Below are 25,125 nucleotides of genomic sequence, written 5' to 3' on the forward strand. Positions count from 1 at the left end.
CGCTCATGGTGACTGCGACGGTACGCGAGTGGCACGACGAGGAAGGCTGGGGCGTGCTCGACTGCCCCGACACCCCGGGCGGCTGCTGGGGTCATTTCAGCGCTGTCGAGATGGAGGGGTTCCGTTCCCTGGCGCAAGGGCAGCGGGTCGCCCTCGCATGGGAAGCGCCCGGTTTCGAGCAGGACGGATACGACTACCGGGCGGTGCGCATCGTCCCCTGACGCTGGCCCGCCCGGGGGCCACCAATCGCAGGGCCGCGCACTCAGGCCGACAGCTCCCGTCGCGCCTCGGCCGGCTCGGTTGCGCTACCGCCGCAAGGTCGTTACCCCGAAGCCGTTATGGCCGGCTGCCGTGGTTCCGCTGCGGCAGCCGGTCATTTCGTGCTCGAAAACGCTACGGCCGACGGTTCAGCGATCCGTCTTACAGAGTTTGCTCAGGTCGGCCCATACGTGAGTGCCGGCCCCGTTGACGATGACCAGTTGCTGGATACGGGGCCCTTTGCCGTCTTTCCTCTGCTTGCACAGATTTTCTCGGACCGTAGCGTATTTCCTGGTCGAAAACAGGAAACTCTCCAGATCGGCCGTGTTCTTGAGAAACAGGTCCGCGAAACCCGGCTCGATGTTGATCTGGAGGACACGATCAAAGCCGGGGGGAGCGCTCTCGGGTTCCGCCCCTCCGCCCTCACCATTGAGCTGCTCGCCACCCTTGTTCACGTGGTCCCGCAGGTTTCTCCTAGAACTGACGGTCTTGACTTGAAACGCTTTCTTGATCTCCTCCCCTCCCTTGGAGGAGATGACCATGTAGTCGGTCTTGAATTTTTTGCCGTTGATTTCATACGGTCCGTCGTAGATCACCTTCGCGTTCGGATCGGTCTTCATCAGGTGGGCAACCTGTTCCAGTACGCGGACATCGCCTGGATTATTGGCTTTGTTGGCTTTGATCACGTTCCCGGCCAGGTCTTTGGTGTTCGACAAGCGACCTGAGTCCGCGATCGCCCCCAGCAAGGGAAGCTGCCCCCGACCGTTGGCGCCACGTAGGGCCTCGACTGCGTTGTTGTTGGCCTCCGTGTCATCGATGGAAGTCCCCTGCGTCATCAGGTCCAGCAGCTTCGCGACCATGGGCTTCAGCGGGGTGGCGACGAACACGTCGTCCGGCTTCAGGTTCCGTGCGTGCAGACGCTCGGCCACCTTGGGGTCAGGCCCGTAGAACGCGGGCGAGTACACCCACGCGTAGTCGGTGTGCCGCACGGTCTTCCCCGTCCCAGCCGCCGCGTTGGGACGCGTACCGCTGACCTCTTTGGACTCGTTGGGGGCCAGCGTGCCGAGCGGGTGGGCCCGGTCGGGGATGCCCGGGAAGCTCACATGGAGGATGGCCTCCGCCGGCTCGTCCCCTTCGTTCGTGACCGTGATGGAGTACGAGCACGGCTTGGACGTGCACAGGTAGGGGCTGTTCATTTTGGTCGTGAAGTTCGGGCCCTGAGACGAGGCTTCCTTCGCAGTCGATGAGGGTGGAACGGCTGCCTCGGCTGCTTTGTCAGCAGCCGCGCCGGCGGCGGCGGTTTCCTTGTCCGTGGCGGGTTTCGGCACAGCGATGAGGTAGGGGTTGTAGTAACTGTCGCCGTCGTCGACCGGCACGGCTCGGTGGCCGGCGGTCTGCGTCAGGGTGCTCGCGGAAGGGTGCCAGGCGGCCGTCTCGATCGGGCTGGCCTGGACGGGGTTGATCCCGATGGCGAGGACCGTGTACGGGGCGTCAGACGTGAGGACGACCGTCCGGCCCTGCGCCGTGTAGGACGTTGCCCTGCGCCCCTGCAGGCTCCCGGCGTCCTCCTGTTCCACGGAGGGATCGGAGGTGACTTCCCGTACCACGGAGGCGAACGACTTCGGAGTCAAGGAACCCGCGTTCACTCCGAAGCTGTCGAGCATGTAGTAGCCGTCGCGCTTTTCCGGGGCGATCCAGCGGCCGCTGCTCGTCAGGTCATTCCCGTAGTGCGGGTTCTGCTGCGCCCAGAAGTCGTTGTCGCCCTTGAGATAGAGCTGGTCACCGGACCACGCCATGGCGGCCTTGCCGGTCACAGGCGCGTTGAGGGTCCCCGTCGCCTTCCCCTCGGCGGTGACGGTCATCTCGGCCCGGGTCACGGGCTTGCCGTCGCCCGGCGCATAGACCGCCGACAGCTGCACACCTGGCAGCTTGTCCATCGCCCGGGCCGCCGCTGCACCCCGGGCCGCCGCGGCGGCAGGAGATGCTCCGCCCGCCCCCGTGGGACTTTCGCCCGCTCCGCCGGAACCTTCCGAACCATCAGGCCACAACACGCCGGCCAGTACGATCGCCAGCACGACAACTGCACCGGCCAGCGACAGGACCACCTCCTTGCGGCGCCTGCCCGCAAACCCATGCCCGGCAGGTCCCGGCGGCGGTACGGCGGGCGGATGGGGTGGCAGCGGAGGCACAGCCGGAGGAGCGGGGAACGGCGGATACGTCCCGGCCGCGTCCCCGGATACGCCAGGCGCGGCGGACCCCCCGGCTCCACCGGGCGCACCGGGCGCGGGAGATTCGGCGGAGCCCGTCAGTTCCGGGGGACGGGCAGGCCGTGCGGGAGTCTCCCGCGGGACCTGAGGCACAGGCTGCGCCGGCACCGGCGGAGCGACGAACCGAGGCCGCTGTCCCTCCTGCGGCTCCCCTTTCCCGGTCCTGGCCCCCAGATGATGATCGTCCACGCTGCCCCCTTGACGGCTTCTGACAGATATTCAGTCCCGGCACCGCCTGCCCTCGCAACGAGTTCGTCCCCGAGCACCACACGGTGTTACATGTCCGATCACCGTGACTAAACGGCGCGGACGAACTGCATTTCGACTGACGCGAGGAAGGGTCGGACGCCGACGCATTGCCAGCCCACTGCCTCGATGGCGGAGACGAGTTCGTCCACGGCGCCGCGAATCTTTCTCATGGAGGGATTGGCGCGCGTATTGATGTCGATGACGGCCTCGAATGTGAAATCGCCCCGATTGAGAGCGAACCTGGCGTCGGAGACGACTCTGTTCACATGCCGTCTTTTCATCCCAGCCATGAACCCCACGCTTCCAGCGGTACCCAGTCGTGTCTTGCCAACCATCGCCGCAGACGCTGCAATGCAGATGAAATTTCGATGATGTGGGGGGCGGAGGCTTCGAGGTGGACGGGGGAACGCCTCAGGGACGACCGCAGCGGCGGCGACAGCACGAACCGCAGCCGCAGCGGCTTCGGATCGCGGTGCTCGGGCCCGTCCAGGTCTGGCGGGATGGTACGCCGCTGGAGCACCCTGGCAGAGCTCTCCGCAGGTCCCCACGAGGTCCGGCGGAACGAGGAGCAGGACGACTACGACGAGCACGCCGAGCGCGCCCGGCGCATGGATGTGCTCCAGCGCGCCGAGAACGAATTCGACCCCATCCCCTTCGATGCGGAAGCGGCCCGCGTCTACGGTCGAGTCTGCGCAGCCGTGATCAGCGCCGGCCGCAAACCACGGCTCAGAGTGGCCGACTTGATGATCGCCGCGGTCGCCATCGCCGAAGACCTCCCTCTTTTCACCACCAACCCCGACGACCTCAAGGGGCTGGACGACCTGCTCACCGTCGTCCCCGTCACCCGGCCGCGAGTCCTCCACGACCGCTGACAGGGCTCCACCATCGTCGAGGGGCAGCCCCGCACGTCATCTGGCAGACTGCGCTCGACTCGCCACGGGCAACTCGGTACAGAGGAAGCGGACATGGGTACCGGGAGACGACACCGGGGCCGGAAAGGACGCTGATGGACGACTTGCTCCCGACAGACCCCGACCGAATCGGCCCCTACATCCTGGAGGGGCGGCTCGGCGCCGGTGGCATGGGGCAGGTCTACCTCGGCAGGTCTCCCGGCGGCCGCCATGTCGCGGTCAAAGTGATCCGCCCCGAGCACGCCAGGAATCCGCAGTTCCGCCGCCGCTTCACCCGGGAGGTCGAGGCCGCACGGCGCGTCGGCGGCTTCCACACCGCGCAGGTCATCGCCGCCGACCCCGACGCGGCCTCACCATGGCTGGCCACGGCGTACGTCCCCGGCCCCTCCCTGCACGAGGTCGTCACCACGGACGGCCCGCTCACCCCGGACGCCCTGCGTGCCCTGGGGGCCGGGCTCGCCGAAGGACTCGCGGCGATCCACGAGTGTGGTCTGGTGCACCGCGATCTGAAGCCCAGCAACGTCATCATGGCGACCGACGGGCCGCGCATCATCGACTTCGGCATCGCCCGGTCCGCGGACGCCAGTGCGCTGACTTCCCTGGGCGTGGTCATCGGCACGTTCGCGTTCATGTCGCCGGAGCAGGTGCGCGCGGACCAGGCAGGGCCCGCGAGTGATGTGTTCTCGCTCGGCGCTGTCCTGGGCTTCGCCGCCACCGGGCGCGGCCCCTTCGACGCCGAGACCATCCCCGCGATCGTGCACCGGATCATCAGCGAACAGCCCCGGCTCGGCGACCTGTCAGGGCCCCTCCGGGACACCGTCGAGGCATGTCTCGCCAAAGAGCCGGACGAACGGCCTGAGATCGCGGACGTACTGGCCGCGCTGGCTCGGGGCAGTCAGCACCGCGCGGAAGCCTCCGACCGATCAGACGGCCAGAGCAGCCATAACGGCCACGGCACCGTCATGGACACCACGGCACCGGTGCCCTTCGCGGCGCTCGACACCGAGCCGGCCGTCCAGGTGCCGACAGCCGCCGATCAGACCGACGCCGCGAGACCGAGCCGTCGAGCAGTCCTCGGCATGGCCGGAGGCGCGGCCGTCCTCGTCGGCGGTGGGGTGATCGCCGCGACGCGCTTCGGCGGCAACGGCAACGGCGGCGGTGGCGGTGGCGGTGGCGGCAAGAACACGGGCTCGGCGCCGAAGATCGGCGATGTGGCGGAAGCGCGTCCGCTGTGGCGGAGCAGCGTCCCGAGAATCGACTCACTCATCGCGTACGACGGCGGCGTCCTGTGGATGGGATCTCGGCCCGACTCGGACGAGTCCGCCGAAGCGGTCTGGAGCTTCGACACCGCGGGCAACACGCGCTGGAGGCTGCCCCTGCTGGGCTTGGACGTCCTCGGGACCAGGGGAGTCTGCGCCGGTGTGATCCGCGAGGGCATGCTCTACCTCGGCGCCGGGGGCCCGCTCCCCGTCGATGCCGCGAGCGATGTGGACGCACAGGTGGTCGCCGTCGATCTCGCGAGAGGGAAGCGGACGTGGTCGGCGGCCGTCGCCCCGCACCCCTATTACATCGGCTCGATATCCGGTGGGCGGGACGGGATCGTCTACGCCACCGGCAGCACGGTCGAAAGAGGAACCTTCAACATGGTCTGGGCGGTGGACACCGCGTCGCGCCGGAAGATCTGGGAGCGCGAGGTCACCAAGTCCGAAGGGTTCGGCACCGTGGTCGTGCCGCGCTCTGGAGACCGGGTGTTCCACCTGATGTCCACGTACGGCAGCGGACAACAGGCCCGCCTCCAGGTGCTCAACGCCCGGAAGAACGGGGCTCCGGGATGGACAGTGCCTCTACCCGAGGCCATGGGCGATGTCAGCCAACTCCCCAACCTGTGCCCGGCGGGCGGCACCCTCGTCTACGCGGCCGACCGTCTGACCGCCTTCGACCCCGCCACCGGAGTCCGCATCTGGACCAAGAGGCAGCCCGCGAACGGGTACGGGGGCTTCGGCATCCCGGCGGCGAACGCGAACGGCTCGCAGGTCTTCGTCACCACGCAGACCGAGGACGCCGCCGGACGTACGACGTTGACGCTCCACGCGCTCGATCCCCGGTCCGGCGACGAGAAGTGGCGCTCTTCCGTGATCCCCGAAGGCAAGGTCGGCCTAGTGAACCTTCTGGTCGCCGACTCCACCGTCTACGTTCTGGTCGGCCAGCGGATCGCCAGCGACGTGGGCTACTACTACGAGCCGGACGACGACTATCGGTGGCCGTTCATCTGGGCCGTGAACGCGGCGAACGGGAAGTCACGGTGGAGGTACACGCCGTCGGAGACCTTCGAAGCCGCAGCCGGTTTCGGGCGGCTGTACGTCGCCATCGGCGACAGCATCACCGCGCTGTCGGTCTGAGCTCGGAGAGCGACAGAACCTAGCCCCGAGAGCCGGTGTGCAGGGCGGCGAACAGCCCGCGGACGCGGGTGCCGTCCGGCAACTGCCAGGCACCGCCGACATGACCGGTGGCTCCTTCGGGAAGGGGCGACGCGCCGCTGGGGGCGGGCCGCAGGACCCGGTGCAGATGCAGGGTCGTGCCACCCGGTGCGGTCAGCCTGGTGCCCTCGGGGTCATCGATGGCAGGGGCCGTGGCCTCCTCCGACGTGAGGCCCGCACCGACGTAGGAGCGGGTGACCTCCCGGTCGACGGTGTCGGTGATGCTCTGCGCCTGAGCCTGGACCCGCCCCTCGATCAGGGCCCACAACTGGGCGACCAACACCGGGTCATGGCAGCCGTCGTAGGCCCAGCGGCGCCCCAGCACCCCGTGCTCCATGGTCCCGACGAGGGCATGCTCCGCCCCGTCGAGAGGGGCACCGCGATAGGTCAGCGGCACCAGGTAGCTGATCGGCTCAGCCCCGGCGGCGTCGGTGACCACCATGAACTCGATCCCGACATCGCCCTGCGGGTCGTCCAGCCGGAAGCCGCCGGCCTTGGCCGGCCTGGGCTCACCGGCGCCGCCGTACCACGGGCGGGAGGGCAGCCAGGAGGTGAGCAGTTCCAGCTTGGTCGGCTTGAGGGTGGTGTGGTGGATGACGGCCATGCCGAAAGGTCCTCACGGAGCTTGACGACTGATACGCGTTCGATCATGACGCACTTCTTCCACCTCCACTGACACGAGCGGCTCCATCGGCGGCTCTGACGCCAACGCGACCGGAGACGCGACCCATCAAAGAGACACGCTCTCCAGGCGGTCGGCCGCCACCTCCGTCCACACCGTTTTCCCGACCGGGTGACGAGGGGTCACACCCCACCGCATGGCCAACAGCTCCACGAGCAGCAGGCCCCGACCCGTCTCGTCCTCGGCCGAGGGGGTCGGCGGCCTGACCGGGAGCCGGTCCTCGCGGGCGTCCGACACTTCGATGCGGATCGTGCGGGTCGGCGGCGTGAAGGCGAGCCGGAGCCGGAAGTCCCGCCCGGGCACGCGGCCGTGCCGTACGGCGTTGGAAGCCAGCTCCGCCACCAGCAGGGCCACGGTGCAGGACGTGTCCGAAGCGGGCGGGTAGCCCCACTCCCTCATGCGCCGCACGGCGAGCCGCCGCGCGAGCCGCGCCCCGCGCGGTGTCGAGGGGAGCTGCACGCCTTCGTCCGGCATGGTGGTCGCCTTCAGCACGGTGTTGTCCATTTCTGTCCATCGCTCTTTCGTACGATTCGCAGCGTGTGCGGACCGTGACGTTCCGTACTCAAGGGTCGCCTGGCGGGTCTACGCTCAAAAGGCCGTGACGCATTACCTCTCATCCCGTAAGGAACGGAAGTGATGTTTTGGCCAAAGGTATTGATCCCCAGTCGTCCATGGCGGCGCTGTTCGGCTCGCAGGTGCGCAGACTCCGGCTGGCCGCAGGGCTGACCCAGGCCGAGCTGGGCGCGAAGGCGCATGTGGTCAGCACGCGGATCACCCAGATCGAGCGGGCCTCGGGAGCGAAACCGACGCTGGAGCTGACGCAGGTGCTCGACACGATCCTCGGGGCGGACAACCTGCTGATCGACATGTGGCCGTACGTGTACCGCGAGGCGTTCCCGGACTGGTCGCGGGCGTTCATGGCGTACTCGGAACGGGCGGTGTCCATCAGGGAGTACGCGGCGCAGGTGGTGCCTGGCTTGTCACAGACGGAGGACTACGCGCGGGCCGTCCTCAGCCTGGACACGCTGCTCAGCGGCGAGGAGCAACTGGAGGAGCGCGTCTCCGCCCGGCTGGGACGGCAGGAGCGACTACGTTCGCCGGACCGGCCCGAGCTGTGGGTCGTCCTGGACGAGGCGGTGTTGAGACGACCGGTCGGTGGCGGGGCCGTCATGCGAGGCCAGTTGGCCCGGCTGCTGGAGGCCGCCTCGGAACGCCACATCACCGTGCAGATGCTGCCGTTCGACCAAGGCGGGCACGAGGTGATGGGCGGATCCCTGACCGTGCTGACCCTGCCGGACGACACCAAAGTGGCCTACAAGGAGGGTGCGGACTTCGGTCAACTCATCGAGGAACCAACGGACGTCACACGCTATGCGTTGTCCTACGATCGGCTACGGGCAGTAGCCCTGCCCCCACTCATGTCACTCGACATGATCCGATCCGTGATGGAGGACAACCACCGTGGAGCGAGTGTCCCGTCCCGACCTGAACGGCGTCGCCTGGCGCAAAAGCAGCTACAGCAACCAGGCGGGTGGCGACTGCGTGGAGGTGGCCGACGGGATCCCCGACGTCGTGCCCGTCCGTGACAGCAAGAACCCCCAAGGCCCCACGCTGCTCTTCCCAGTGACTTCTTGGACAGCCTTCATAACCAGATTGCAGACCGACCACCGCATCTGAGCCCATCGGGCACCGGCCGCGCTCGGCTTTCCCGTCCCGCCGGACCCTCGTACGCGGGGGTCCGGCGGGCCACGAACTCCCCTAAAGAACCTGGGGTAAAGAACCCCCCACCCACCCTCCCTTCCCGCACGTCACCCGTACGAGTGACCGGCTTGCGGGTGTGGGATGCAGGCGGTTACGTTCGCCGCAACAACCCCAGACAGACGACGGCCCCCGGTCGGGACGGCAATCCCGAACGAGGGCCTGACCGATCAGGAAGAGCTGACTTCCCGATGGCTGAGCCGCAGTCTAACGCGCACGCGCGCGTCGACGCCGGAGCAACGACCTCCGGCGTGATCCACGTCCGTACCCGACTCAACGCCAACTTCACGGTGATCGCCAACGCCCTCGCGCAACGGCGCGGAAGCGCGGTCACGATCGGCGTGGCGGCCTACATCCTCTCGCTGCCCGACGGCGCGCCCGTGAGCATCGCCGCACTGTGCGAGCACTTCACCGAGGGCGAGATCCTGATCTCGCGAGCACTCAGGGAGCTGGAGGCCGCCGGTTATCTGGAGCGGCGCCGCGAGCGCGGGCCCGGCGGCCTGATCCGTACGCGTACGTACTTCCACGACGTACCGAAACGGGACCTGCCCACCCCGCCACCGCGCCCCCGACAGCCCACCCCACCAGCGCCGGAACCCACCACCCCCGCACCCACTCCCCCGCCGCCACTCGCCGACGCCGACGAACAGGCCGTCGCCGTCCTCACCTCGCTGCGGATCGCCGACCCACGGCTGATCCTGTCCAGGCGCGAGGTGGCCGAACTGGCCCCGGCCGTCACGCAGTGGCTGGCGGCAGGCGTGGGCCCCAGGCAGATCACCGGCGCGCTCACCACCGGCCTCCCAGACCGCTTATTCGCCCGCCCAGCCCGGATCCTGGCGTGCCGCCTCAGCGAGCCACCCCTCCCCACGCCCGCCGCTCCCGCGCCCCGGACACCCCCAGCCGTTCCCCTGCCCTGGCAGACCTGCGACGGCTGCGAACGCGCCTTCCGCGGGCCGGAACCCACCCGCTGTCGCGACTGCAGAGACCTGCCCGTGGCCTGCTGACCGAACGGCGGCCTTGGTAGTAGTCGTACGAGGTCACGAGGTACGGGTAGTCGTCCCGCTGCTGAAACTTGCCGTGGATCTTCGACTTCGCAGGTGTGCGGTGCATGGCGAAGCTCCTTTGGTGGCTGATGAGATGGAGTGCGGCACGGGCACGAACCGGACGTCTCGGAGGTCCGGCGGCCTGAGCCTCTTGCCTGCCGTCGTTGACATCGGCGGATGACAACGCGGGGCCGCCGACACGGGGCGGTGAGCAAAAGCCTCGGGGTGTCCGGCCTGCTCGGCAACGATTCCGGGCGTCCGGGACAGTCCGGGACGCCCACCCGGGCCGGCGGAAGGTGTCCGGCCGCACACGGCTGCGCCCGCTGTCCGGAAAACGGCGAACCCCGGCGCAAGACGAACGCGCCGGGGTTCAACGACAAGCTCAGGACGTGGGTGTCAGCACCAGCCTGGCCTTGTGTCCGGTGGCCGACTTCACCCGGATGCTCGGGTTGTTGAGCCTGACCGTGCCGCCCGGACTGGTGCTGCCGCTCAGGCGCGCGCCACCCGTGGTGGTGGCCGCCATCTTCACGGACCGGGAGCTGACGTGCGTGATCCGCAGCTTCCCGAACCCGAACCGGTGGCTGTTGACCTTGATGCTGCTTGGCGCCGACACGGTGATCTTGCACCGCCCGTCGTAGCAGGGACCGTGGCCGGCGGCATGCGCCACCGGCGTCATCAGGCCGATCCCCAGTGTGCCCGCCAGAGTCAGCGTCGCGGCACTCGTCGCCGCCCTCCAGCGCATACCGTTGCTCATCAGTTGGACCTCCTGTCTTCAGGGGGGATTCCCGCTCGGCATTTCTAAACCGCCGGCCGCGGGACCCCTCCCGAGGAGGCGACCGCGTGGATCAGGTGCTCCACTCTCCGTTGCGCATCATGTGCCTGCCCTTGAGTTCATGCTGCCCATGCCAGGCCTGTATTGCCTGCGGAAGCACCTTGAAATACGCGTAGGAGGCGTGATCCTTCCGCGGGTCCCAGCCCCACTTCCGCTCGAAAGCGTCCGCCGCGGCGGCCGGTGCCTCCTGAGCGGTGAAGGTTTCCACCTTGGCGTCGATCAGGACGACATCCTGCGTGTGGCCCAGCGCAAGGCGAGCCCGACCCGTATCCCGCAGGTTGCGCCCGGTGGGATTGGTGACCCTCGTCGACATCCACATCGCCGCTCCGTCCCAGAGGAACCACAGCGGCACCAGGCACGGCAGTCCGTCCGCGTCGGCCGACGCCACCCAGACGTCCTCCTCTGTCTGCAGTCTTTGGAGCACGTCACGCCGCCGTTGTTCAGTGCTGCGCGGTTCCTTGGCGATGTTCATGTCTCGCGACGGTACTGGCCACAGGGCCCGAACACCTCGGGCCGTGGTCCTAGAGCCACAGCCGGAGTCCGCCCTCATACCGCCCGGTCGGCGCCGAGGCACTGTTCATCGGCCCGGCCGGTAGCCAGAGCTTTCGCGCATCAGCAGCGCCCGGCCACGGGAACGGAGGTTGAGCCAGTTCAACCGATTTCGGGGCCGCGGCTCCTGGTCAGCGCGTGCTGCGCGGACTGCGATTCCGTGCGGCGATTCGCTGCCGAGCGGCCTCGTACAGGATCGCCGTTGAGGCGTTGGCGGCGTTCAGGGAACTCGCCGCGCCGGTCATCGGGATGCTCACCGTGTAGTCGCACAGCTCGCGCCACGTGTTGCTGAGTCCGCTGGTCTCGTTGCCGACCAGGAGCAGGAGCGGCTGGGTGAAGTCGAAGTCGAAGACGTCGCAGTCGCCGTGCTCGTCCGTCCCAACCAGCACGACCGGTCGCCCCGAGGCGCGCTGGACGGCCACCCAGTCGGTCACCTCGCGGGGCGACGGTACCCGGACGGCGGGCAGGGCGAACAGTGAACCGGTGCTGGCGCGCACCGACTTGGAGTCGTAGACGTCGGCGGCGTGCCCAGCCACGATCAGGCCGTGCGCGCCGAAGGCGTCGGCTGAGCGGATGATGCTCCCGATGTTTCCTGGGCTGGTCGGCCGGTCGAACAGCACCCCGAGGAAGTCGTCCCCGACCGCGATCCGGCCGAGGTCGTCGGCGGGCATGCCCACCACGGCGATCACCTCGGGGGCAGACTCGTTTTTCTCACCGAGCTCCGCCAGCAGATCCGGAGCCATGGCGATCTGCTCGGTCCGTACCGTCCGCAGCAGTTCCTGAGCCCACCGCGACAGACTCCGGCTCCCATCGAAGATCAGTGCACGCACCGGCCAGCCGTACTCCACCGCCAGTGAGATGGGTCGCACGCCCTGCACCAGGAACTCACCCGCCCGCTGGCGCTTGCTGCGGTTGGTGAGCAGTGCCTGCCACTGCTGGAACCGGGCGTTGCGAGAGGTGATCCGCTGGGCCACTGGCACCTGTCTCCCAAGGTGTGAAGCGTCCGATGACTTCCTTTGACACGCTCTGGCCCGTCAGACTCCGTACCGGCGCGCGACGCAGATTACCTGGTGGAGGCCGGCTGCCTGTCATTCAGCCGGTTCTGAACCAGCGCCGGGTCGAGCGGTACCTGGACGCGGGACGGACAGAGCGAACGGAGACGACATGACCACCGCCGATTCACCGGCCAGACGTACCGCCAGGGCCTACCACGACGCCCGATTCCGCGGGGACGTCGCGACGGCCGCCGCCCAGATCGGCGACGACTTCCGGTTCCGCAGCGGCCGGATCACCTCCATCCTGCTGATCTTCGACGCGGCCCCGTGGCAGGCCGTCATGGCCGCGGCCGGCCCCTCCCGGGACAAGGCGGGCCGGTGACGAAGCCGCCGGGTCGCGGCTGTGCCTCCTGTGCCGTGGTCGCGGCCCAACTGATCTTGGTCGCGATGCTCTTCGTCGGGGCCTGGGCCGAGGAGTACTTCTCCTGGGATCCGAATTACCTCCCAGGCGCCGTCGACCCGTACATCGTGAAGATGGGCGTGGTGGCCGTTGTCGCCGCCGTGGCGGGGGTCATCGCCGGTGTACGCGGCGCGGGGGCGGCGGCTTATGGCCAGGCGGTGGTCGTGGTCATCACCCTCATCGCCATGGCGGTGACGAACGCGATGGGCGAGAGCGCGCACAAGGAGCAGCATCAGCGGGAGTGCTATGCGACCCCGGCCGCCCCGGAGTGCGCGGACGTACAGTGAGGGTCGCCGCGCTCGGGCTCGCGGGGCGAGTCGGCTGCGGTTCCGGGACCTTCACAGTCCCGGGGCATCACAGTCCCGGGGTCACAGCTCCCACACCCCCTTGACCAGCGTGGACAGCCCGCCGCCCAGTGCGAGCAGGAGGACGAGCAGTCGGGCCCCCTTCTCCGGGACGCGTTCGGCGAGGGCCTTGCCGATGAGCCCGCCCACCACCATTCCGGCGATCGCGAACCCCCACACGCCCGCGTCCAGGCGGGGAACCCCGTTGGCGGCGATGGAGAACGCGTTCACGATGATCCCGTAGAACTGCGCGTTCGGCACGAACTCGCGGACGGTCCAGCCCGCGTTCACCGCGTACAAGGACACGGGCGGGCCGCCGACCCCGGCCGAGGAGTTCATGAAGCCCCCGGCGGCTCCCGCCGTCAGCGCTCCCTTGACCCCGCTCAGGGCGGGCACGCGCGTGCCCGCCATCACGAGCAGCACGGCCACGGTGACCAGGCCGCCCATTCCCGCGAGGAGGACGGGTTCGGGCAGGTGGGCGGCCACCCATGTACCGGCCGGGACGGTGCACGCGGAGGCGGCGACCAGGGGGACCATCGCGCTCAGCCGCACCCGCCGCCAGCCGCCGCCGGCGAGCCCCACCGCGCAGATGGCGCCGGCCGCGCAGTTGGCGAGGGCTACGCCCTGGGCCGGGCCGAGCAGCATGACGAGGGCGGGCACGGCGATGAGGGCGAACCCCATCCCCGTCAGCCATTGCACGGAGGCGCCCAGCAGGACGACGCCGCCGAGCAGCAGTTCCGCCGCCCCACCGTTCATGGCCGAAAGCTTCTCATGCCCTGTTCCTCGCTCCTCAGGGCCAGGCGACTCCTCAGGGGCAGGCCACGACCTGCCCCGCCCACGACAGGCCGCCACCGAACGCCAGCAGCAGCACCGGGGCGCCCGAGGGCAGGTCGCCGCGTGCCGTCAGCTTGGACAGGGCGAGCGGGACGGACGCGGCGGAGGTGTTGCCGGACTCGACGACGTCCTGGGCGATCACCACATGCTCGGGGAGGCCGAGTTGGCGTACGACGGCCTCGATGATGCGGAGGTTGGCCTGATGGGTGACCACGCCCGCGAGGTCCGCGGGGGCCAGCCCGGCGCGGTGGCAGGCTTCCCGGGCGATGGCGGGGAGTTCGGTGGTGGCCCAGCGGAAGACGGTCTGGCCCTCCTGGGCGAAGTACGGGTGCCAGTCGTCGACCAGGCGTACGGCGTCGGCGCGGGTGGGGTCGGAGCCCCAGGCGACGGGGCCGATCCCGGCATCCCCGGCGTCCTCGGCGGCGCTGATCACGGCGGCGCCCGCGCCGTCGCCGAGCAGCACGCACGTACTGCGGTCGCTCCAGTCCGTCACGTCGGACATCTTCTCGGCGCCGATGACCAGGGCGTGGCGGGCGGCGCCCGCCCGTACGGAGTGGTCCGCGCAGGCGAGGGCGGTGCAGAAGCCCGCGCAGGCGTTGTTCAGATCGAAGGCCACGGCGGACGGGATGCCGAGGCGGGCCGCGACCTGTGCGGCGGTCGAGGGGCTGCGGTCGATCGCGGTGCAGGTGGCCACGGTGATCAGGCCGATGTCGGAGGGCCTCAGTCCGGCTCCGGCGAGCGCCTTGCCCGCGGCGGCGGTCGCCATGTCGGTGACCGACTCGTCGGCCGCGGCGATACGGCGCGTGGCGATGCCGGTGCGGCGGCGGATCCACTCGTCGCTGGTGTCGACCATGGCCGACAGATCGTCGTTGCTCAGCACCCGCGACGGCTGGTAGTGCCCCAGGGCGGCAATGCGGCTTCCCGACAAGGCTGTTCTCCTCGGCTCGACGGCGGCAGACACTGTCTACGCTCACTGCCGGGAAATATAGCAACCGATCGGTCGGAAGCTAAACGGGGTCCGGCTGGGTATCCTGACGCCATGAGCCCACGCAAGTCGGTCGCCGAAGCCCGCAGAACGCGGGAGCGCATCGTGGAGCGCGGTGTCGCCATCGCCTCCGTCGAGGGACTCGACGGGCTGACCATCGGGCGCCTCGCCACCGACCTGGGGATGAGCAAAGCCGGGGTGCTCGGCCACTTCGGCACCAAACAGGCACTGCAGCTCGCCACCCTGGAGGAAGGGGCGGCGGCCTTCTCGCGGCTGGTGTGGGAGCCCGCAGAGGGCGCGCGGCCGGGGCTGCCCCGGCTGCGCGCCATCTGCGAGGCATGGATCACCTATCTGGAGACGGCGCGCGACGTCTTCCCCGGTGGCTGCCTCTTCACCACCGCCTCCATCGAGTTCGACGCCCGCGACGGGCTCGTACACGACGCCGTGGCCCGGCTGTTCCGGCTGTGGCGGCGCCGGCTCGCCGGCGAGGTGCGCGCCGCCGTCGCGGCGGGCGACCTGCCGTCCGGCACCGACCCGGAGCAGGTCGCGTACGAGCTGGTCGGCCTCTACATGGCCCTGAACCAGGAAATCCAGCTCTTCGCCGCCCCCGAAGCCGCCGACCGCACCCGGCACGCCCTGGACCGGCTGCTCGCCCCGCGCTAGGACACAGGACCCAGGACCGCACGGCTAGCGGTGGCGCAGCAGGGCCGTGGCGATGGCGACCTGGGCCGGTTCCAGCGCCGTCTTGCCGTCCTCGATGTCCCACAGCGCGTTCTGAAGCACACGGCCCAGCGTCCAGCCGACCGCCCGCCGCCGGTCCAGCCCGACCACCTCGGTCAGCAGGTCGAAGCGGCGCAGCACCGCACGTACCACATCGCCCGTGGCCACCACGTCGTCCCACCGGTTGTCCAGCGCCGGCAGCAGCTCGAAGCCCGGGTCGCCGGCCAGCGGCTCGGCATCGATGGCCAGCCACGGCTCCCGCTCCCCGGCCAGGACGTTGTCGTAGTGCAGATCCCAGTGCAGCAACCGGTCCCCGGGCTCGCCGACCAGCTCGGCCACGGCGGACGCGCAGTCGCGCACGAGCCGCTGTTCGGCGGGGTCGCGCAGCGCCTGGACGACCTGCGGGTCCCGGGCCTCGGCGAGCATGGCGGCGGCGATGTCGGCCAGCCGCCGCAGCCCCTCGGGGGCGGGCACCGAGGTGAGCCGGGCCATCAGCTCGGCCAGGATCCGCATGGCCGCGTGGTCGTCCGCCACGGACGACAGGGTCCGGCTCGCGTCGAGTCGTTCCAGCAGCTGCGTGCCGCTCTCGTCGTCATGGTCGAGCAGGCGCACGATGCCATCGCCGCGCCACGCCCGCAGCCCGGCGGCAACACCCGCGGTCTCCTCCCTCAGCTGCTGGAGCTTGAGGACGGCGGGTGTGCCGTCGGCCCGGCGCACGGGCAGCACGAGTGACGCCATGCCGTGTGCGGCCGGTCCGTCGGGGCACAGCTCCCAGCGCTCCAGGAAATCGCCGCCGAGGCGCGGCAGCCCGGCGATCCAGGCGCGCGCGGAGGCGTCGTTCGCGCCGTAGGACGCGGCGAAGGCGTCGGGGACGTCGATGGGTGTCGACGTGTTCATGGGTGTCGACGTGTTCATGGGAAAGGTCTCCTTCGTGGGGTCCGGAATCGGGGTGGCCATACGAAGGAGGGCGCGGGGGTGCCCGGCCACGGGGCAGGCGTCAAAGCATGCCGCCAGCCTAGGGCCTGTCCCGCATTTCTCCGATTATCCGTAACCCGGACAGCCGAGCATCGTTGAGCTGGACAGAGGGCGGCAAGACGCCCCGTCGAGTCAACCACGGCAGTCCGCGCCTCCGAGCCGGACACTCGTGGCAGCTGGACTCCACCGCAGGTGAAGCACAGCCTCTGCTCGGCAGATTCCGGTGGGCGACATGTCTACCCCAGGATGAGACCCGGCCTGCCGGGACCACGCCTGGGATGCCGTGTTCGCAATCCGGACTGTCCCAGCATTACGGGACAGCTCTTAGCCGGAGATCCTCTCCAGCAGCTCCAGGGATCCGGCCAGCCGGGGGTCGCCGATGTCGCGTTGGAGGGCGATCGTGCGGGTCAGTTCGGCCACCGCCTGAGGGAGGTCGCCCAGGCGGTGGTGGGCCTGGGCGAGGAGGTGGCTTGCCCGGGACATGGCCCAGACGTGGTGGCAGGCCGGGTCGGCGGCGGTGTGGAGGGCCGTGGTGGCGGTGGTGGCGGCGGTGTGGGGGTCGTCTTCGTGGAGGGCGAGTTCGGCTTTCTCGAGGAGGAGGGCGAGGCGGTAGAGGCCGAAGCCGCACTGTTCGGCGGTGCGGAGGCCTTCGCGGATCGCGGTGGTGGCGAGGGTGTGGTGGTGCTGGGCGCGGGCGAGGCGGGCCCGGCCGAGGTGGAGGAGGCAGAGGTGTTCCTGGGAGCCGGAGGTGACGATCCACTGGGTGGCCGCCTCCAGCAGGCTCTGGGCCATGACGAGGTCGCCGGAGTGGCAGGCGAGGGCGGCCTCGATCAGGTCGTAGCGGGCGACCTCGTCGTTCCAGTCGACGCCCAGGGAGGCGTCGGTCAGTTCCGAGCGGGCGCGTGAGACGTATGCGCGTGCCGGTTCGGGCAGGCCGGCCTCCAGGAGGCACTCGGCCGGTGAGAGCGGGAGGCCGAACCAGACGGGGGCGGTGGCCAGCTGGTCGATGGGCAGGGAGCCGGTGAGGGCGCGGGAGACGGCGAGGATGGGGTCGCGGCGGCTGCCGCGCAGCAGGCGGGCGACCTCGGCGAGGCGGCCTCTGAGGGTGCCGATCATGGCCAGCCACCAGCTGTCGTCCGGGTCGATGCGGACCAGGGCGGCGGGGAGGTCGCCGATCGCGCGGTAGCACCAGAGGAGGCCGCCGGGGTCGGGGCAGGTGGGGAACTCCTCCAGGACGCGGACGCAGCGGCTGTACTGGCCGGTCTGCCAGGCGAGGTGTTGGTAGCCGCCCATGCGCAGCCGGTAGACCTCCTCGGCCTCGGCGACATAACCGGCCGCGAGGGAGTGGTGGACCAGCTCTTCGAGGAGGTCCAGGGTCTCGGGGCGGTCGGGGGGCAGTACGCCGGGGCCGGTGACCAGGGCGCTGTAGTGGCGGCGGATGGCCTGGTGGACGGAGCGGGGGTCGGTGAAGGACCGGTAGAAGTGGTCGCGGACCGCGGGGTGGACGGTGAACAGGTCGGCGGATTCGCGCAGTACGAGGTGGAGTTGGTGAAGGTGGCGCAGGGTGGTGAGGACGTCGCGCGGGTCGAGGCCGCGCAGCGGGCCCGCGATCTGGGGGTTGGTGGCGCGGGTGAAGACGGAGTGCAGCTGCTCGGCGGACGCGCCGAAGCGGAAGATGCACAGCCGGGCGAGCAGGGCCGTCTCCCGCTCGCTCAGCGCGGTCTCGTACGCGTCGAGCACCCGCGCCAGGCGCCGCTCCTGCGGCTCCCCCGAGTCGGCGCGCGGCTCGGGCAGCGAGGCGGCGCGGGCCGGGTCGGCGTCGGCGTATTCGACGAGGTAGCCGCTGAGGTGGTCGAGGGTCAGGGCGTGGGCGCCGAACTCGTCGATCAGGGCGTGCAGCGCGTCGTCGTCGCCGCGTACGCCGCGGTCGCGGATCAGGGCCACCGCGTCCTCGCGGCACAGCTGGTCGATGTCGAGCCAGGCGTAGCCGCGGCCGTGCCAGGGCGCCAGCCGGGGCAGCGGGAGGCGGCTGGTGATCAGGCACTTGGTGGCGCCCAGGCCGTCGGCCAGGCGGTCGATGACCTGGGCGAGCAGCCGGTCGGCCAGGTCGCCGAAGGCGCCCTGACGGTCGGTGGCCGGGCGCTGCACCCGCTCCAGGCCGTCCAGGACGAGCAGCCTGCGCCCCGGTCCGGTGAGGATTTCGGTGAGCAGGTAGAAGGTGCCCATGGGGCTGCCGCGCACGACCGCGCCGCCGCTGAAGTAGGTGTAGGCGACCTCGAGGAACTCCTTGACGTCCTGGTTGAGGTAGAAGCTCCAGATGAACAGCTCGTCGGGCGGCGGGTCCCCCTGTGTCCTCAGCCGGGTCAGGAACTCCCCCGCCAGGGCGGTCTTTCCCGCGCCGCCGAGCCCGAGCAGCGCCAGCACGCCCGGCTCACCGTCCTGCCAGAAGCGGCTGAGGGCGGCCAGTTCGTTCGCGCGGCCGACGAAGCTGGGGGCGGGGGGCAGGGCGTGGACGATGCCGGCCGTCAGGGGGCGTTGCGGTGGCCTTGCCTCGGGGCCTGTGTCCTGTGGGGGCGCGGCGAGCGCTTCGGCGTGCGCGGCGACGGCCTGCGCGTTGATCTCGGCGACACGGGCGACGAGCCCGCCGAGTTCTCGCCGGTCGTGGCACCAGGCGACCAGCCTGCGGATGCACTCGCGGCGGCTCATGGCCGCCGCGAGCTCCCGGTACACCTCCGGGTAGTGGTCGAAGCACAGGTCCCGGACCTCGTCCTCGGACAGCGCCCGGTCGATCAGGGCCCGTACGGCGCCGGCGTTGCGTACGGCGCCGTACGCGTCGCCGTGGGGGTCGCCCGTCATGGCGCCACCGCGGGCGCGGGTCCCTTGCGGCACAGCCGAAAGCCGATGCTGGGGGTCATATGGGCGCCCCAGCCGCCCTGCCGCCAGCTGCCCGCCTCACGGGACATCCGGAAGGACACCGTGACCGCCTCGGCGCAGTCCGCCCAGGATCCGCCGCGCAGCACCCGCTCCTGGCCCGCGGCGGGGCCGGTCGGGGCGGCTCCCGGGCTGGTGCGGTAGTACTCCGCGTCGTACCAGTCGGCGGTCCACTCCCACACCCCTCCGCTCATCGCGTACAGGCCGTAGCCGTTGGGGGGCAGGCGCCGCATGGGCAGGATGGAGAACTGGTCGAAGCGGTCGGAGTCGCAGCGCTCCGGGGTCGGGGGCTCGTCCCCCCAGGGGTAGCGGCGGCCGGGCAGGCCGCCGCGCGCGGCCCGCTCCCACTCCGCCTCGGTGGGCAGGGCGTACCGGACCTCGTCGGTGGACAGCCGCCCGCACATCTCCTCGGCGTCCTGCCAGGAGACGCTCACCATGGGCTTGCGGTCGTAGGCCCACGGGCGCCGGGGGTCGTCCCGGCGCGGCCTGCCGAACAGGGTCCGGGAGTCGACCCGCTCGCCGTTTCCGCTGACCCAGTCGTGGCGCGGCGCGTGGGCGTGCCAGTCGGTGGCGCGGACGGTCGCGTCCTCGCAGTACTGAAGGCGGATCTTGTTCGCCTCGTACAGGAACCAGCCGGGGTCCACCGATCCGCTCCGCCGCCCGAGCTCCTCCCGGGGCATCCCGGTGGGAGGCGGTTCCCAGTCCATGAGGTCGCAGTAGGCCGCCCAGCTCACCGGGGTCTCGGACAGCCAGTAGTCGTCGAGCCGGACCGGGTGCACCGGGCGCTCGTCCAGGTCGCCGTCGGCGGAGCCCATCGCGAAGGAGCCGGCCGGGACGTAGCGGAACAGGATGCCGTGCTCCTCCACCGCCATCCGGTCCAGCAGCGCGCCCCGGGCCTCGGCGATCTCGCGGTCGGCCGGGGCGACCATGCGCGCGCGGTCGTACGCCGTCGCGGCGGTACGCGGATCGCCCTGGGCCTCCAGCTCGCGGGCGAGCCGCAGCAGTTCGCGGGCGCTGCCGGTGGCGGTGTGGTCCGTGCGCAGCCATTCGTACGCGGATCCCATGTCGTACGCCGATCCCATCGCCTTACCCGCACGATCCGTGGCAGGAGGGACGGGGCCCCCGCGCCGACACGTCGAGGATGACGAGCGGGTTGCGGACCGCCGATCCCGAGCGCGCTTCCGCCTCGACCTGTTCGGCGATCCAGGGGTCGGGGGCGTTGACCGAGCCGGCCAGGACGAGGGAGCGGGCGCGGCAGCCGCCGCCGAAGGTGGCGGTCTGGCCGTGGCCGCCGGCCGGGTCGGTGTGCGGGAGGGCCCGTATCGACTGGAAGCCGGCGCTGTGGTGCCAGATCTCGGCCAGGGACGTGTCCCGTACGTTGGCGGCGACGAAATCCGGACCGAGGAAACTGCACGGGTTGACGTCGCCGGAAACGGAGACGGAGCACACGAGGTTTCCGGCGCCGCAGCCGTAGTTCTGGTGGATGACGGACTGCGTCTCCTGCCGGGAATGCGGGCTGAACGGGTCGATGTGATGCAGATCAACGGAGTTGTCGGGTTTGCTGGGGCTTGGGCCGCCCAGCCGGGACAGGGTGTTCAACGCCTCGGTGTAGTCCGCGAAACTCGGCATCAGTTCCTGATTCCGCTCGGCGACACCGACCGGGTACAGCGGCCGGAACACCGCGGTGTCCGCGCCCACTTCATGGGCGAGTTCGGCGCAGGCGTCGATCTCGTCGAGATTGGTCCGCATGATGGTGAAGGCCAGGGTGAAGCGGGCGTGTTCGCGGAGCACGGCGAGGCGGTCGAGCACCTTGGCGAAGGTGCCGGGCCCGCGCACCCGGTCGTTGGTCTCGGCGGTCGCGCCTTCCAGGCTGACATTCAGCCAGACCAGTTCGCGCTTTCCGAATTCCTTGGCGATGTCCTCGGTGATGAGCAGGCCATTCGTGGTGATGCACGGGGCCAGGCCATGGGCCAGAGCCATGTCAATGATGCGGAAAATGTCCTTCCGCAGCAGTGGTTCGCCGCCCGTGAGCCCGAGCCGGAAGGCGCCGAGCCGTGCCATCTCCGCGAAGAGCCGGTCGATCTCCTCCAGGCTCAGCCGCTTCTCGCGGCGCGGGAGGTCACCGGCGAAACAGTGGGTGCAGGTCAGGTTGCACGAGGAGATGACCTCCAGATGGACCGCCAGCGGGCCGGCGAGATGGTCCGGCGGCACGTCTGATTCGCCGGTGCCGTCGTGGAGGACGCCGGCGAACCGGCCGTCGATGGTGAAGAACCCCAGGTCGTGGAAGTGCTCGAAGAACCGCTGGATCCGGCCGCGCCGGTCCGCGTCGTCCGTTTCCGCGAGCAGGCGATCGATGGGGTGCGTGCTCAGCCGCCTCAGTACGTCCGTGGCCTCCGCGTCGAAGGGCAGGTATCGCGACGTACGGCGGTCGAAGACCAGGCTGCCGAAGAATTGCGGGGTGAGCACCAGCGGGGCCCGTTCCGGCATCGTTAACCTCCGTTTGTTGTCAGGCCGCGGGTTGTCGGGCCGCTGTGGTCAGGCCTCTGTGGTCGGGCCGCTGTGGTCAGGCCTCTGTCGTCGGGCCGCTGTGGTCGGGCCGCTGTGGTCAGGCCGCGTCCGGATCGGAGATCGTGAAGACCTTACGGATCCAGACCCGGCCACCCCGCCCGGGAACCCCCAGGCCGACCGCGCCGAATTCCTTCAGCTTTCTCACCCGATAGGGCTCGACATTCCGCTCCGGATCCTCCGCCGGCCGCCGCTCGGGCCGCTCCACCATGGGCTGCCAGCCGTCGTCATCGAAACCGGGGCGAGTCCAGGCGTCGTCCTCCGGCTCGTCGAGGGAGTATTTCCAACTGCCGTCCGCCGCCGAGAGTACGGACGTCTCCGCAACACCGTGAGGGGCCGTGGTCCGCACATTGACCTCTTCATCCGGCTTGTAGAGCCCGGCGAACAGCAGCGTGGTGTACGCGGGGTCGTACGCGGCAATCTCGAGCGCGAGAACGTGGGTGCCGAAAGGGACCAGCGGGCGGGACGAGGAGGGCGCCGTGCCGTCGAGATACATGTCGCTCTCGCCGTCGGTCTCCAGCCACATCGTGAAGGGAACTCCGGCCCGTGGATTGCGCCACCGGAGCACCACGCCCCCGCATCCGGCGGGCACCTCGCAATGTCCGTGTTCCTCGAGGATAAACAGCGGTGACGTCTTGGCGTACCGCGACAGGGAATTGAGTTTCAGCTCACGCTCGTCCATGCTCACCTCTCGTCTCGGTTTTCCAGGCGGTCGGTGAACTCGCGGTGCCTGACGGGATTGACCTCGCCCACCCGTCGCACGAGGTCCGGTAGCCGATCACGCCGCGCACAGTACTCGATCAGCCGAATCGTCTTTTGGGATTTGCTCATGCCCTGGGCGAACTGGTCGTACACCGACGGGAAATGATCGAGGCAGAGTGCGCTGAGCTCGTCGTCGTCCAGGGCGTCCATGACCAGTCGGCGTACGTCACCCGGCCGACAGGAGAGGGGCGCGGGGGTGGGGGTGCTCGCCGGGGCGGTGGCCGGTGCGGGGGTGGCGGCGAGCCGGGCGATGATCCCGTACGCCGCGCTGTTGGGGTCCTCGGCGATCAGGCCGACCAGGCGCCGCAGCCTCCCCTGGTCCGCCGCCCGGCGCAGAACCTGCGGCCAGACCTCCGCCATGGGCCCCGTCCACGAGAACTCGGCCGCGCGCATCCCCGCCGCGAGCACGAAGGCCCGCACCTCGGCCCCCTGGTAGTACACCGCCAGGAGCGCGGCGAGCAGTTCCCGCGCCTGTGGGTCGTCGGCGGCGAAGGGGGCGCTGTCCAGCAGATCCACGCCGCTCACGGCAGCTCCACCCCGGCCGCGGCGAGGCCCTCGGCCACCCGGGATATCCGGCGACCCTGATTACGGAATTCCCGCTTCCCGGACTCCTCGACGGCCAGCCATCGATGGTGCAGCCCGACCAATTGCCAGCGTTCGTTGAAGACGGGCGAGCCGGAGGAACCGGCCTCGGTATCCGTCCAATACTGGATCACATCGTCATCGACATGGCGGACGATGTTGTGATGCATTCCTATCTTCTTCACCCCGCCCTTCGGGTGCTGGATGATGCAGACCCGCTCGCCGGCCGAGACCGGCTCGGCGGCGGCCAATTCGACGACGGGAATGTCGCCCGGCAGGGGTCCGTCCGCCCGGATCACGGCCCAGTCGTGCATTCGGTCGCCGGTGATCGTCTCGGGCCGGCAGTGCACCACCGTATGCACGCGGTGCCGGGCGGCGGTGTCGAGTTCGTAGTGCAGCCAGGCCTCGACGCGCGTCGCGGGCACACCGCCCGCGGCACCGGAGCCGGAGCCTGGGCCCGCGTCGTACAGCACATGATGGTTGGTCAGCAGCAGGTCGTCGCCGATCCGGAACGCCGTCCCGTAGGCCCGGCCGCTCTCCAGCGTCACCAACAGCCGCACCACGGCCGGGGCGAGCTCGACCCCGCGCCGCATGAACGCCACATCGAGCAGGGTCGGCTCGTCGAAGATCTGCCGCTCCCACGCGCCACGGGCGTCGAAGCCCTTCCAGACGACCCCCGAATCAACGGCCGCCGGGGCCTCCACCACCGGCTCCGCCGCCATCAGCTCCCGCAGCCGCAGACCTACCGCCTCATCGCCTTCCGCCACTTGTTCGAGTAGCGCGCGCAGTCGATTCTGGTTACGGGCCTTGGTGATCAGGTCGTGCCAGACGGAATGCATCGGCCGATCCCATGCGACCGTCGCCGGTTTCACCCCCGCCCGCAGAGCGAACTCGACAACCGGCCCCTCCCGGAAATAGATACCGGCGAGGAAGTCGTGTAGTTCACGGGACTCGGGCCTGCTCCAGTCGAAGGGCAGTGCGTCGAGAAAATGCGGCACGACCCCAGCATAGGGTAGATGTGCGGCCCGTTCCGGGCCGGAGCCATGAATGTAACCTCACGCATATTCTCCGCTGAAGACCGCGGTCGGAAGGGAGCAGGAGCATGGCGAACCAGGACAAGGTGCCCGTACAACTCAGCCGCGTCCCCGAGACCCTGCTGTGGAACCTCTACCACCGGGCGTACGAGGCCCGGCAGCCCCGGACGGTGCTCCACGACCCCAAGGCCATCGAGCTCGTCGACCGCCTCGACTTCCCCTTCGAGAAGACCTTCGGCCCACCCCACCCCCTGCTCGCCCAGGGCCAGGGGCTGCGCGTACGGACCTTCGACGCCGCCGTGCAGTCCTTCCTCGCCGATCACCCGACCGGCACCGTCGTCAACCTCGCCGAGGGCCTGGAGACCCAGTTCTGGCGGGTCGACAACGGCCGGGCTCAGTGGCTGTGCGTCGAGCTCCCGGAGACCGCCGAGCTGCGCCGCGCCCTGCTGCCGGACGCCGAACGGCGGCGCATCCTGGCCCAGTCCGTGCTCGATCTGTCCTGGCTGGACGAGGTCGACCCCGAACGCGGTGTGCTGATCACCGCCCAGGGGCTGCTGATGTATCTGCGCCCGCCCGAGGTGCGGGAGCTCATCGCGGCATGCGCCGAGCGATTCCGGGGCGGGGCGCTGGTCTTCGACGCCGTCCCCCGCTGGCTCAGCGTCGGCACGCAGCGCGGCGAGAAGCGGGCCGCGCCGAACTACCGCATGCCCGGCATGCCGTGGGGCCTGAACGCCGGCGAGCTGCGGAAGGTGCGTACGGCCCACCCTGACATCGTCGACGTGCGCGAGCTGCGTCTGCCGCGCGGCCGGGGCCCGTACTTCGGGGCGCTGACGCCGGTGCTGTACCGGCTGCCCGCCGTAAGGAACATGCGGCCGACCATGACCGCCATCGCGCGGTTCGCCTGACCAGGCG

At 70.1% G+C, this 25,125-nt stretch carries 26 protein-coding genes; 10 read left to right on the forward strand and 16 right to left on the reverse strand.

Annotated elements, in window-relative coordinates:
* The first annotated feature begins 5 nt into the window (after nucleotides 1–5).
* The gene (locus ACWY4P_RS21930; RefSeq protein ID WP_456212242.1) at nucleotides 6–221 is read left to right on the forward strand and encodes a cold-shock protein; all 216 of its coding nucleotides are present in this window, start codon (nucleotides 6–8) and stop codon (nucleotides 219–221) included.
* A 186-nt stretch (nucleotides 222–407) separates the two neighbouring features.
* Here ACWY4P_RS21930 and ACWY4P_RS21935 read toward each other — a convergent pair whose 3' ends face one another.
* Nucleotides 408–2,363: a hypothetical protein gene (locus tag ACWY4P_RS21935; RefSeq protein ID WP_456212243.1), complete on the reverse strand. Its 1,956-nt coding sequence runs from the start codon at nucleotides 2,361–2,363 to the stop codon at nucleotides 408–410.
* A gap of 458 nt (nucleotides 2,364–2,821) precedes the next feature.
* Nucleotides 2,822–3,040: a hypothetical protein gene (locus ACWY4P_RS21940; RefSeq protein ID WP_456212244.1), complete on the reverse strand. Its 219-nt coding sequence runs from the start codon at nucleotides 3,038–3,040 to the stop codon at nucleotides 2,822–2,824.
* Nucleotides 3,041–3,274: 234 nt separating this feature from the next.
* On the opposite strand from ACWY4P_RS21940, the gene ACWY4P_RS21945 reads away from it, so the two are divergent.
* Together ACWY4P_RS21945 and ACWY4P_RS21950 are read left to right on the forward strand one after the other, a co-directional pair.
* Nucleotides 3,275–3,646 carry a PIN domain-containing protein gene (locus tag ACWY4P_RS21945; protein WP_456212245.1) on the forward strand — a complete coding sequence of 124 codons (372 nt, stop codon included), beginning with the start codon at nucleotides 3,275–3,277 and terminating at the stop codon, nucleotides 3,644–3,646.
* A 134-nt stretch (nucleotides 3,647–3,780) separates the two neighbouring features.
* On the forward strand, nucleotides 3,781–6,084 hold the full coding sequence (locus ACWY4P_RS21950; RefSeq protein ID WP_456212246.1) for a protein kinase domain-containing protein: 2,304 nt from the start codon (nucleotides 3,781–3,783) through the stop codon (nucleotides 6,082–6,084).
* A gap of 19 nt (nucleotides 6,085–6,103) precedes the next feature.
* Here the strand turns inward: ACWY4P_RS21950 and ACWY4P_RS21955 are convergent, their stop codons facing one another.
* Complete coding sequence (locus ACWY4P_RS21955) at nucleotides 6,104–6,766, reverse strand: maltokinase N-terminal cap-like domain-containing protein (RefSeq protein ID WP_456212247.1); 663 nt, start codon at nucleotides 6,764–6,766, stop codon at nucleotides 6,104–6,106.
* Between the two features lie 126 nt (nucleotides 6,767–6,892).
* Nucleotides 6,893–7,348 carry an ATP-binding protein gene (locus ACWY4P_RS21960; RefSeq protein WP_456212248.1) on the reverse strand — a complete coding sequence of 152 codons (456 nt, stop codon included), beginning with the start codon at nucleotides 7,346–7,348 and terminating at the stop codon, nucleotides 6,893–6,895.
* A gap of 167 nt (nucleotides 7,349–7,515) precedes the next feature.
* Here ACWY4P_RS21960 and ACWY4P_RS21965 point away from each other — a divergent pair, with 167 nt between their 5' ends.
* The 3 genes from ACWY4P_RS21965 to ACWY4P_RS21975 all read left to right on the forward strand — a co-directional run bounded on the left by ACWY4P_RS21965 (nucleotide 7,516) and on the right by ACWY4P_RS21975 (nucleotide 9,606).
* Complete coding sequence (locus ACWY4P_RS21965; protein WP_456213015.1) at nucleotides 7,516–8,430, forward strand: helix-turn-helix domain-containing protein; 915 nt, start codon at nucleotides 7,516–7,518, stop codon at nucleotides 8,428–8,430.
* Nucleotides 8,393–8,521 (forward strand): DUF397 domain-containing protein, encoded by a 129-nt coding sequence (locus ACWY4P_RS21970; protein WP_456213016.1) that lies wholly within the window; start codon nucleotides 8,393–8,395, stop codon nucleotides 8,519–8,521. The genes ACWY4P_RS21965 and ACWY4P_RS21970 overlap by 38 nt, the downstream gene beginning before the upstream one ends.
* Nucleotides 8,522–8,793: 272 nt before the next feature.
* On the forward strand, nucleotides 8,794–9,606 hold the full coding sequence (locus ACWY4P_RS21975) for a hypothetical protein (RefSeq protein ID WP_456212249.1): 813 nt from the start codon (nucleotides 8,794–8,796) through the stop codon (nucleotides 9,604–9,606).
* 421 nt (nucleotides 9,607–10,027) lie between these two features.
* On the opposite strand, the gene ACWY4P_RS21980 is transcribed toward ACWY4P_RS21975, so the two are convergent.
* The 3 genes from ACWY4P_RS21980 to ACWY4P_RS21990 form a co-directional block, all read right to left on the reverse strand.
* Nucleotides 10,028–10,399, reverse strand: coding sequence for a hypothetical protein (locus ACWY4P_RS21980; RefSeq protein WP_456212250.1), 372 nt, complete (start codon nucleotides 10,397–10,399; stop codon nucleotides 10,028–10,030).
* A gap of 91 nt (nucleotides 10,400–10,490) precedes the next feature.
* The gene (locus ACWY4P_RS21985) at nucleotides 10,491–10,949 is read right to left on the reverse strand and encodes a pyridoxamine 5'-phosphate oxidase family protein (protein ID WP_456212251.1); all 459 of its coding nucleotides are present in this window, start codon (nucleotides 10,947–10,949) and stop codon (nucleotides 10,491–10,493) included.
* 208 nt (nucleotides 10,950–11,157) lie between these two features.
* Nucleotides 11,158–12,006 (reverse strand): TrmH family RNA methyltransferase, encoded by an 849-nt coding sequence (locus ACWY4P_RS21990; protein WP_456212252.1) that lies wholly within the window; start codon nucleotides 12,004–12,006, stop codon nucleotides 11,158–11,160.
* Between the two features lie 184 nt (nucleotides 12,007–12,190).
* Between ACWY4P_RS21990 and ACWY4P_RS21995 the strand changes: the two genes are divergently transcribed.
* Entirely contained in the window at nucleotides 12,191–12,403 is a 213-nt protein-coding gene (locus ACWY4P_RS21995; protein WP_456212253.1) for a hypothetical protein, read from the forward strand.
* Complete coding sequence (locus ACWY4P_RS22000; RefSeq protein WP_456212254.1) at nucleotides 12,400–12,768, forward strand: DUF6234 family protein; 369 nt, start codon at nucleotides 12,400–12,402, stop codon at nucleotides 12,766–12,768. Before ACWY4P_RS21995 ends, ACWY4P_RS22000 begins: the two co-directional genes overlap by 4 nt.
* Nucleotides 12,769–12,849: 81 nt before the next feature.
* Here the strand turns inward: ACWY4P_RS22000 and ACWY4P_RS22005 are convergent, their stop codons facing one another.
* Nucleotides 12,850–13,581 (reverse strand): TSUP family transporter, encoded by a 732-nt coding sequence (locus ACWY4P_RS22005; protein ID WP_456212255.1) that lies wholly within the window; start codon nucleotides 13,579–13,581, stop codon nucleotides 12,850–12,852.
* 52 nt (nucleotides 13,582–13,633) lie between these two features.
* A complete protein-coding gene (locus ACWY4P_RS22010) occupies nucleotides 13,634–14,587 on the reverse strand; it encodes a beta-ketoacyl-ACP synthase III (RefSeq protein ID WP_456212256.1) in 954 nt (317 codons plus the stop codon).
* A 111-nt stretch (nucleotides 14,588–14,698) separates the two neighbouring features.
* Between ACWY4P_RS22010 and ACWY4P_RS22015 the strand changes: the two genes are divergently transcribed.
* Nucleotides 14,699–15,307: a TetR/AcrR family transcriptional regulator gene (locus ACWY4P_RS22015; protein ID WP_456212257.1), complete on the forward strand. Its 609-nt coding sequence runs from the start codon at nucleotides 14,699–14,701 to the stop codon at nucleotides 15,305–15,307.
* A gap of 24 nt (nucleotides 15,308–15,331) precedes the next feature.
* Here the strand turns inward: ACWY4P_RS22015 and ACWY4P_RS22020 are convergent, their stop codons facing one another.
* From ACWY4P_RS22020 to ACWY4P_RS22050, 7 genes are all read right to left on the reverse strand, one after another.
* The gene (locus ACWY4P_RS22020; protein WP_456213017.1) at nucleotides 15,332–16,261 is read right to left on the reverse strand and encodes an aminoglycoside phosphotransferase family protein; all 930 of its coding nucleotides are present in this window, start codon (nucleotides 16,259–16,261) and stop codon (nucleotides 15,332–15,334) included.
* A 402-nt stretch (nucleotides 16,262–16,663) separates the two neighbouring features.
* Entirely contained in the window at nucleotides 16,664–19,195 is a 2,532-nt protein-coding gene (locus ACWY4P_RS22025) for a hypothetical protein (RefSeq protein ID WP_456212258.1), read from the reverse strand.
* Nucleotides 19,192–20,352, reverse strand: coding sequence for an SUMF1/EgtB/PvdO family nonheme iron enzyme (locus tag ACWY4P_RS22030; RefSeq protein WP_456212259.1), 1,161 nt, complete (start codon nucleotides 20,350–20,352; stop codon nucleotides 19,192–19,194). Before ACWY4P_RS22030 ends, ACWY4P_RS22025 begins: the two co-directional genes overlap by 4 nt.
* Before the next feature lie 4 nt (nucleotides 20,353–20,356).
* Nucleotides 20,357–21,757 (reverse strand): radical SAM/SPASM domain-containing protein, encoded by a 1,401-nt coding sequence (locus ACWY4P_RS22035; RefSeq protein WP_456212260.1) that lies wholly within the window; start codon nucleotides 21,755–21,757, stop codon nucleotides 20,357–20,359.
* Between the two features lie 118 nt (nucleotides 21,758–21,875).
* Complete coding sequence (locus ACWY4P_RS22040; protein WP_456212261.1) at nucleotides 21,876–22,517, reverse strand: hypothetical protein; 642 nt, start codon at nucleotides 22,515–22,517, stop codon at nucleotides 21,876–21,878.
* A 2-nt stretch (nucleotides 22,518–22,519) separates the two neighbouring features.
* Nucleotides 22,520–23,122: an effector-associated domain EAD1-containing protein gene (locus ACWY4P_RS22045; RefSeq protein WP_456212262.1), complete on the reverse strand. Its 603-nt coding sequence runs from the start codon at nucleotides 23,120–23,122 to the stop codon at nucleotides 22,520–22,522.
* The gene (locus tag ACWY4P_RS22050) at nucleotides 23,119–24,177 is read right to left on the reverse strand and encodes a trypsin-like peptidase domain-containing protein (RefSeq protein WP_456212263.1); all 1,059 of its coding nucleotides are present in this window, start codon (nucleotides 24,175–24,177) and stop codon (nucleotides 23,119–23,121) included. Before ACWY4P_RS22050 ends, ACWY4P_RS22045 begins: the two co-directional genes overlap by 4 nt.
* A 104-nt stretch (nucleotides 24,178–24,281) precedes the next feature.
* Between ACWY4P_RS22050 and ACWY4P_RS22055 the strand changes: the two genes are divergently transcribed.
* Nucleotides 24,282–25,118, forward strand: a complete 837-nt coding sequence (locus tag ACWY4P_RS22055; protein ID WP_456212264.1) for a class I SAM-dependent methyltransferase — start codon at nucleotides 24,282–24,284, stop codon at nucleotides 25,116–25,118.
* Nucleotides 25,119–25,125: the final 7 nt, after the last annotated feature.

It is taken from the genome of Streptomyces sp. LZ34, from assembly GCF_053890475.1.

Excerpts from the sequence above, each read along its gene's own strand:
- ACWY4P_RS21930 (WP_456212242.1), top strand. The coding sequence starts at position 6 with ATGGTGACTGCGACGGTACGCGAGTGGCACGACGAGGAAGGCTGGGGC.
- ACWY4P_RS21945 (WP_456212245.1), top strand. The coding sequence starts at position 3,275 with ATGGTACGCCGCTGGAGCACCCTGGCAGAGCTCTCCGCAGGTCCCCAC.
- ACWY4P_RS21950 (WP_456212246.1), top strand. The coding sequence starts at position 3,781 with ATGGACGACTTGCTCCCGACAGACCCCGACCGAATCGGCCCCTACATC.
- ACWY4P_RS21955 (WP_456212247.1), bottom strand. The coding sequence starts at position 6,766 with ATGGCCGTCATCCACCACACCACCCTCAAGCCGACCAAGCTGGAACTG.
- ACWY4P_RS21960 (WP_456212248.1), bottom strand. The coding sequence starts at position 7,348 with ATGGACAACACCGTGCTGAAGGCGACCACCATGCCGGACGAAGGCGTG.
- ACWY4P_RS21965 (WP_456213015.1), top strand. The coding sequence starts at position 7,516 with ATGGCGGCGCTGTTCGGCTCGCAGGTGCGCAGACTCCGGCTGGCCGCA.
- ACWY4P_RS21975 (WP_456212249.1), top strand. The coding sequence starts at position 8,794 with ATGGCTGAGCCGCAGTCTAACGCGCACGCGCGCGTCGACGCCGGAGCA.
- ACWY4P_RS21980 (WP_456212250.1), bottom strand. The coding sequence starts at position 10,399 with ATGAGCAACGGTATGCGCTGGAGGGCGGCGACGAGTGCCGCGACGCTG.
- ACWY4P_RS21985 (WP_456212251.1), bottom strand. The coding sequence starts at position 10,949 with ATGAACATCGCCAAGGAACCGCGCAGCACTGAACAACGGCGGCGTGAC.
- ACWY4P_RS21995 (WP_456212253.1), top strand. The coding sequence starts at position 12,191 with ATGACCACCGCCGATTCACCGGCCAGACGTACCGCCAGGGCCTACCAC.
- ACWY4P_RS22005 (WP_456212255.1), bottom strand. The coding sequence starts at position 13,581 with ATGAACGGTGGGGCGGCGGAACTGCTGCTCGGCGGCGTCGTCCTGCTG.
- ACWY4P_RS22015 (WP_456212257.1), top strand. The coding sequence starts at position 14,699 with ATGAGCCCACGCAAGTCGGTCGCCGAAGCCCGCAGAACGCGGGAGCGC.
- ACWY4P_RS22020 (WP_456213017.1), bottom strand. The coding sequence starts at position 16,261 with ATGAACACGTCGACACCCATCGACGTCCCCGACGCCTTCGCCGCGTCC.
- ACWY4P_RS22025 (WP_456212258.1), bottom strand. The coding sequence starts at position 19,195 with ATGACGGGCGACCCCCACGGCGACGCGTACGGCGCCGTACGCAACGCC.
- ACWY4P_RS22030 (WP_456212259.1), bottom strand. The coding sequence starts at position 20,352 with ATGGGATCGGCGTACGACATGGGATCCGCGTACGAATGGCTGCGCACG.
- ACWY4P_RS22035 (WP_456212260.1), bottom strand. The coding sequence starts at position 21,757 with ATGCCGGAACGGGCCCCGCTGGTGCTCACCCCGCAATTCTTCGGCAGC.
- ACWY4P_RS22040 (WP_456212261.1), bottom strand. The coding sequence starts at position 22,517 with ATGGACGAGCGTGAGCTGAAACTCAATTCCCTGTCGCGGTACGCCAAG.
- ACWY4P_RS22055 (WP_456212264.1), top strand. The coding sequence starts at position 24,282 with ATGGCGAACCAGGACAAGGTGCCCGTACAACTCAGCCGCGTCCCCGAG.